This window comes from Winogradskyella sp. (assembly GCF_965656915.1).
GTDB lineage: Bacteria > Bacteroidota > Bacteroidia > Flavobacteriales > Flavobacteriaceae > Winogradskyella.
Map to the genome: position 1 here is coordinate 1 of NZ_CBFHMI010000102.1, position 3,397 is coordinate 3,397.

The following is a 3,397-nucleotide window of genomic DNA, read 5'->3' on the forward strand; positions in this document are numbered from 1 at the left end:
GTATTAATGTTTCCTGTCCAATATCCTTCTTGCCCTGACAAGATGATTGCATCAGAATCGGTATTTGACGACATTATTGTTATGGGGTTTACACTTGTTCCATTAAAACGAATTCCGTTTTTAAATTGTCCACTATTATCTCCAACAAAACTTTCACTACGACCAAAAATATTGATTTTACCAGATCCACTATTAATATCTGTACCAGCATTTAACATGATCCCTAACGATTTACCAGTAGCATGGTTTCCTTTACTTCGCATAGTAATAGCACCACCAGCAGAATTAATAGTTGTGTTTATTAAATTAATTCCAGTATAATCTGTAGAAACTCCTGTAGCCCATGCAGATCCTGTTATTATGTCTAGACCTCCACCTAAAATGATGCTTCCGCCATTTGATTTAAGGCCACCCCCATCGTTTATTTGGATAGCACCAGCTGATGAAGAACATGCGCAACTACTGCTATATCCGGTGCCATCACTATCTGAATGCAAGATAATATCTAGTTTATTAATATTACTATTTTGAGTAGCATCAATAAAAACATTACTGTTTATAAAAATATCTTTATTAGCTTTTAAGGCTAATGTTACATCATTTGGTAACACACCTACAACTATACTATTTGCTAATACGAGGTCTTGACTACTTTGAAGCGTAACACTAGCTCCCGCATTTAAATACCCAACAATAACGGATGTATTTATATTAGCATTACCAGTGGCAGAAATAATCACAGGGTTTGTCCCAGAGCTACTCCAGTTAGTCCCTGAAGTACCAGCGTCACCATTTGAAGAAATGGTAAGGGTCTGTGCAAAAAAAGTTGTGGTAACAAAAAATAGTAGAAAAGTAATTTTCAGTTTCAGAATAAGTAGTTTTGATGTATTTAGGGCTGCAAAGGTAATATTTTTTTTATCAAATTAACAAAAATTAACAATATGGTATTATGCTATTATTAGGTGTTCTTTTATTTTGGTATTTTTTGTAAACACATATTTTGTAAACCATTAAACTTGAAAACCTTGAACGCGATAAATAAAATTATAATAAACTTTTGCCAAACAGGTATGATTCCTACAAAAGAAATAACTCCTTTTGTATCTATAACCCCTTCTGAGATTATTGAACAAACCCATGAAGCTTATGAGCTAGGTATTACCATTGCGCACCTACACGCAAGGTTAGATAATGGTGTGCCAACTTATAAGTCTAATATAAGGTAAGGATATTAGTATCAAAAATATTATTTTTTTCATTTTAAAGTAAGTTTTATGTTTCTGTTAAATACACTTTAGCATCGTTACTTTGTATATTAATTACTGCGATTTACAATAAGTGCAGACACTATAAAGTCTCCTGTAGATTGAGTTTATAGACAAAGTTGCAAAGAAAAAACACAAGTATTGTTCTTGTTACTAACTATCAAAAATTATGAAGCATTCACAACAAGTTTCAATCTACTCGACTTGCTCATAAAAATCATAATCTGAATACCTCGAACATAATTCAGCACAACGGTTGTGTATATGGATCGTAGCAAGTAAATTAGCGATTAATTTCGGATTAAGCACAAGCCAGATTTTTAATTTTTTTTTATTATCTTTTTTTACTAATAAGCCAAATTTAAAAATTTGGTGGACTCGCAAATATACCTTAACTTTTATTACGCAAATTTCTATCTATGAGCTATATAAGTTGTTATTGTGCGTTTTTACACGCTGACATTGGCTTTACATTTATTTGTCCGCCAATAGCTTTTAGCACTTTCATTATTGTTCCAAATTGTGGTTTGGCTCCGTCAGATAATGCCTTGTAAAGACTCGGTCTGCTCATTCCAGTTTTTTCCGCAATTTTAGTCATTCCGATTGCCTTTGCAATATGTCCAATTGCCACAATCAAATCAGAACTTTCTCCGTCTTCAAGTATTGTATTTAGATATTCAGCAATCATTTCTTCGCTGTCCAAATAGTCCCCTATATCAAATTTTGTGGTTTCCATATCAATCATTATTTATTCTGTTCCATATTTTTTTCGCTTTCTCGATGTCCTTTTGTTGACTTGATTTATCTCCGCCAATTAAAAGAATAACGATTTTGCTGTCTTTTTCTTTGAAATACACTCGATAAACTTTTGCATAATTAATTCGCATTTCGCTAATTCCATCTCCAACAGGCTTACAATCTCAAAAATACTCGTCGGTTTCGAGTTTCTGAATTCGGAATAGTATTTTAGATTTCGCTCGAATGTCTTTGAGCCTTCTAATCCACTTATCAAATTCAGTTGTCTTTTCGGTAATAATCATTTAAAGTGTATCCATATAGATACAAGTATAATCTAAATTTTGGATTTAAAATAGAAATTTTTGGTTTTTCAGAAAGTTGCTCTTAAATGCACCACAACGGTCTGGTGTATGATTTCGTTGCGTGTAGACGAAGATAGTAAATAAACAGAAACCCTTTGTTTAGCAGTAAGGATTTTCCAAAAGAAAAATCTGAAGCAATGAACTATTTACAGTATTTTGTTGGCAACTGTAATTTAATGATGTGTTAATCTTGAGATAATATCTTCTTTATCTGGAAATAAGGAAATTAAGTCATTTCTTGATTTTAATTCAAAATCTTCAAAACTGAATCCAGGCGATACTGTGCAACCAATGAGTGAATAGGCATTTGGGTTTACTACTTCCGCAGCAAACCAACTTCTGCCAGGAACAACAAATTGAGGAACTTCTCCTTTTTGTAAATTTATTCCAATTGAATGATTCGTATATACACCTAAATCAGAAATGATATGTAGATTTATTGGTGAGCCATCATAAAAGTGCCAAATTTCATCTTGTTTTATTCTATGAAAAGCAGAAAAGTTATCAGAGGTTAATAGAAAGTAAATACACGTTGAATAGCTTCTTTTACCATTATAATCTTGATCTAGATTACTTTTATTAATTTCTCCACGACTCCGATAAGTTTCTCTAAAAAAGCCACCTTCAGGATGTGGTTTTAATTTTAGTTTGGAAATTAAATCACTAATAGAGTTATTCATGTCGGGTCAAAATTCCTTACAACGTGTTTAAGATTAGTTGCGTGGTTTAAGCACTAAAGTTAGTAAATAAATCACAGATAGAAAATCCAAGAGGACTTTTGTAAGTAGGCTATTACCAGTAATTAATTTAATACGGTGTTGGCAACAGTTTTTGTATTTCCGTGATTTTTTGACATAACTCCCTTTGATTTAATAATCATTTTATCCACTCAATTCCGTATTTGGAAGTGCTACCTTTTCTCCTCTATCGAACTTTTCTTGCATCTTCAGTAAAGCCTCTAGTAGGCCAAAATTCAAAGATTTAGTTCATCTAATTTATTTTTTTGACAAAGAAATGGCAACAATTAGAGTT

Annotated in this window: 4 protein-coding genes and 1 pseudogene; 1 reads left to right on the forward strand and 4 read right to left on the reverse strand. The window is 32.2% G+C overall.

Annotated elements, in window-relative coordinates; all coding sequences use genetic code 11:
* Positions 1-740 (reverse strand): hypothetical protein (locus tag ACTG3Y_RS13350; RefSeq protein ID WP_439153415.1); only part of this gene is annotated, 740 nt, incomplete at its 3' end.
* Positions 741-962: 222 nt separating this feature from the next.
* On the opposite strand from ACTG3Y_RS13350, the gene ACTG3Y_RS13355 reads away from it, so the two are divergent.
* Positions 963-1,226: a 3-keto-5-aminohexanoate cleavage protein gene (locus tag ACTG3Y_RS13355; protein ID WP_439153416.1), complete on the forward strand. Its 264-nt coding sequence runs from the start codon at positions 963-965 to the stop codon at positions 1,224-1,226.
* A 475-nt stretch (positions 1,227-1,701) separates the two neighbouring features.
* Here the strand turns inward: ACTG3Y_RS13355 and ACTG3Y_RS13360 are convergent, their stop codons facing one another.
* From ACTG3Y_RS13360 to ACTG3Y_RS13370, 3 genes and pseudogenes are all read right to left on the reverse strand, one after another.
* The gene (locus tag ACTG3Y_RS13360; protein WP_439153417.1) at positions 1,702-2,001 is read right to left on the reverse strand and encodes an addiction module antidote protein; all 300 of its coding nucleotides are present in this window, start codon (positions 1,999-2,001) and stop codon (positions 1,702-1,704) included.
* A 1-nt stretch (position 2,002) separates the two neighbouring features.
* A pseudogene (locus ACTG3Y_RS13365) lies at positions 2,003-2,173 on the reverse strand (type II toxin-antitoxin system RelE/ParE family toxin); the annotation flags it as partial.
* 365 nt (positions 2,174-2,538) lie between these two features.
* A complete protein-coding gene (locus tag ACTG3Y_RS13370) occupies positions 2,539-3,045 on the reverse strand; it encodes a cupin domain-containing protein (protein WP_439153418.1) in 507 nt (168 codons plus the stop codon).
* Positions 3,046-3,397 lie beyond the last annotated feature (352 nt).